Genomic DNA, 3,774 nt, shown 5'->3' on the forward strand with positions numbered 1-3,774 from the left:
TTTTTTTATATTTCAAGGAGAGAGAACCGACATTATTAGACTTACCTGTTCTGTGGATCCGAACAAAAACAGGTCATCGTTCACAATGGCGTTAATCCACCATTGTAATATTATTTAAATTATCCACTCCGGACACTTTCTTTAAAATAGTAAGATATTCATTTTTGTTATCATACAACCAGTGCAGTATTTCATTATTACTGAGTAGTTTGATAATATGTGACCTTATAATGACCATTTTTAGATTATTCTCAGCATACTCATCTTGGATGTTTTGGGTTTCAATTTGTATTGCTGCCATTTCCTTTTCTAATCTGGCAAGGGTTTTTCCAATATCTTTATTATCTGACTCCTTGTTACTTTTATTGATTAAATGCTCAGGAGCAATAGCATGAAGCATTGACAAGGCGAATTTTTGGGTGAAGTTATTGATATTTATCATCGTTGTCACCATTTCTATTTGTTTGTAAGGTTTAAGTTTTCGCAATATTCTAAAGATCGATTGTGAAACACTTTTCTCCGCCAAAAGTGCCATAACCTCCTTGGCTATACCATCAGATATCCTCAACTTTGAATTGAGCGTCACTGATGATGTCCCCAGAACAGCACTCAATTTTTCTATTGATACGCCTGAATCGATGGCTTTTTGAAGCATTTTTTGTTCTTGGATGATGGTTAATCGGTTAACTCTTTTGTTATAAGAATAGGTATCTTCAACGGGTGATATTAGGCAGTGAACAAACTCAATATCGAGATCTTTCAATGCTTCAATACGAAGATGTCCATCTAAAATCTTCTTAGAGTCATCATCTGTGATAAAAATAATCACTGGTTCTATTAAACCAATTTCTGATATTGACGTAAGTATTTGCTTATACTTTATACTGGATTTCACATTGATTGGCAGTGACTTAGAATGCACAAGGCTTGCTATCGTGAATGTTTGAAACTGCTGATTAAAACATTGCTTAATCATAATTTTTATCCCTATTAAAGTTTTTATCAAGCAGAGCCTCAGGCATATTGGTGATATTGTTATTCCGCAATACTGAACAGAAGTCATCATCTTCTATTAATTGCTTGAATATCTCCTTGACGGCCAGTATGGTTTCATTGACGTAGTTAGATTTAACAAGGATATCTTTATGTTCATTGACATTTTTCTGATATATTTTTGATAATTCTTCTGGACTCAACTTTTTCTGAGGACGACCATTGGTATATGTATTATTAATAGCACCTTTGCTTCCTTCTTTTCGTCTGTCAAGAATACGTTTGATGCGGTTTATTTGATTTCCTTTTATCTGTCCGTTGAGAAGAGCTTCAGTAAGTGACTTTTGGGTTTCATTATCGTCAGCTCTTGATATTTCTACGGCCAGATATAATGGGATATAACCTGATTCAAATGCAATGAGCAGTTTTTTTTCGCCTCTTTCAATGAGATTCATGACACCATGAACCCAACTGGTTGTATAACCTAGCCGATACCCGATTTCTTTGTCTGTCAGACCCTGCATTTTTAATTGTCTTACACAGCCAAGAAGCTCCCCTGCTCTCGGTTTTCTACGAGCTATATTTTCAGCCAGACTCATTAAATGTCCTGTTTCTTCATCGACATTTTTAACTATTGCTGGGATCATGGTTTCTTTATACTCTTGATACGCTTCCAGTCGACCTTGCCCGCAAATCAGTGCATATTCAAAGTGATCATGAACCATCCTTCTCACCGTGATGGGCCGTTTAAGGCCAATCTGGTTAATGTTTTCTTTTATTTCATTATGAGTAAACACATCCCGGTCTCTTGGATTACTAACCATAATTTTGCATATGTCTATCATTTCTACTTTTTCAGTGGTCATCGTTTTATTTTCTCTATAAATGTTGTTCTTCTCACTAAATGGTAAAATGGATTAAGTGTATTAAAATTATACAATTCGAGACCGAATGTATTTTTCTCTTTTAAACTTAAATGGTTATAAACCTCATCAATTGAAGGGAAAATATAATAGTCAATAGGGGACTTATTTAAGCTATCCATACGAATAGCAATACTGATATCTGGAACTGACAAATGATTAAACCTGATTTTCCATCTTAAGCTATTCCCTGATAACCGCTGGCACCGAGCAAGATTGACAGATAAAGTGAATTCATCATTGATATTTAAAATCCCTTCTGTGGGCGAATCACTAACCCATCCATTAGATTTATAAATATTTTCAATAATAGTCTCGATTACAGAAGAATGAACTCCCTTCAGAACTTTATTGGTTTCCAGATAGGTATAGTCCTGCCTTGGGTTATATCCGATAAGGCTATATACTCGTAGCAAGCTACCAAATCGGGAACGATAAGTACTACTTGATGGCAACAACTCCTCCTCGTCTATTATAATCCCTGACAAACGCCCTCTTTTAATCAAAAGAATACTCAGCTTCTCCAATAATTCATCATCAGTAAAAATCACCATTCGTGATGCTATAATTTCTTGCGCAAGATCAAATTTATCAATACTGATGATAGGTTCATATGCTCCATTGAACCTTACCCATTCATCTTCGGGGTTATTGACATGTCGCTGTTTCAGTTTAAACGAGGTTTTGTTATAGATACTGTTACCGATATATTTTTCATTCGTGAGTATTTGGTGTATTTTCCCTCGGGTCCATTTATTCCCATTTTCAGCAAAAACGTTAGTTCGGTTTAATTCTGTAGCAATAACAATTTCAGGTTTCCCTTCAAGGTTAAACATATCGAATATTTTATTGACAATGTTAATCTCCTCCAAAGGTCCTGGAGAGAGAATAATACGATCAGTCTGGATACTTTTTCTCTGGCCGAATTCAAGTATTCCTTTTGGTACATGGTGTTCATCAATCAATAAGCGCCGTAACCCATAACCCGCGATTCCTCCTTGATGGTAGCCTTTTTTAATTAAATTAACCTGCCCCAGGAATACTTTTTCAGAAAGGTTTCGACTATAACTTGCTGCCCCATGTCGCGAAAATGACAACCCGAGCATAAACATTTCAGGATGCTCCTCTGAAAATGGCTCTGCACAGTAGATAATTTTCACGCCATTTTTACGAAGTAAGTGCGAGTAATGCCCAGCTTCATCCGCATCCTGGAAACGTCCAAATCGACTCACATCGTAAACAAGAATAGCTGAAATGGTTATTTTCTTATTAATAACATCATCGAGTAATGCCTTTAACCCTGGTCTTCCTGATATGTTCAGCCCACTTTTACCGGCATCATTATAAGTATGAATGATCGTGATATTATTTCTCAGTGAATATTCTTTTATATATTCAGATTGATTATCAAGAGAGTACTTCTGATGTTCCGTAGACATTCTTACATATTCTGCGGCCAAAACTCTTTTAATACTTTCCTGTGGGGATGATGGAACCATTTTTAACCTCAACTTGTTCATGAGTTAAAATGGTTGATCGATTTGAATTTTCTTTAAAGTTTTATTTATTAGAAACGAAGTCAACATTGAGAGTTATCAATAAATAGTAAATTAAGACATTACAAATACGATAATTTCCAAACTATACATTCGATTAGATGTCTATATTACTGCTGTTTCAACATTTAAATTCTCATAGAAAATGGAATTATCATTGTAATATCCAATCATTATTAATTAAACCTCAAAAAACCAGTGAAATACATTAAGTAATGAGAGTCACAGATTCAACCGAAACAATAGACTCTCTAAGCCTTAGTTAAGATAAAAGGATGTATATATTTATTCTATAAATGATA

Annotated in this window: 3 protein-coding genes; all 3 read right to left on the reverse strand. The window is 34.8% G+C overall.

Going from position 1 to position 3,774, the window contains the following annotated elements; all coding sequences use genetic code 11:
* Nucleotides 1-91: 91 nt before the first annotated feature.
* Genes AEP37_RS21900 through AEP37_RS21910 form a run of 3 tightly spaced genes read right to left on the reverse strand, consistent with a single transcriptional unit; the run spans nucleotide 92 to nucleotide 3,415 of the window.
* Entirely contained in the window at nucleotides 92-976 is an 885-nt protein-coding gene (locus tag AEP37_RS21900; protein ID WP_038400985.1) for a ParB/RepB/Spo0J family partition protein, read from the reverse strand.
* Entirely contained in the window at nucleotides 969-1,859 is an 891-nt protein-coding gene (locus tag AEP37_RS21905) for a ParB/RepB/Spo0J family partition protein (RefSeq protein WP_032815012.1), read from the reverse strand. Before AEP37_RS21905 ends, AEP37_RS21900 begins: the two co-directional genes overlap by 8 nt.
* Entirely contained in the window at nucleotides 1,856-3,415 is a 1,560-nt protein-coding gene (locus AEP37_RS21910; protein ID WP_042592880.1) for a recombinase family protein, read from the reverse strand. The genes AEP37_RS21905 and AEP37_RS21910 overlap by 4 nt, the downstream gene beginning before the upstream one ends.
* Nucleotides 3,416-3,774 lie beyond the last annotated feature (359 nt).

It is taken from the genome of Yersinia pekkanenii (assembly GCF_001152565.1).
In the GTDB taxonomy this organism is placed as follows: Bacteria; Pseudomonadota; Gammaproteobacteria; order Enterobacterales; family Enterobacteriaceae; genus Yersinia; species Yersinia pekkanenii.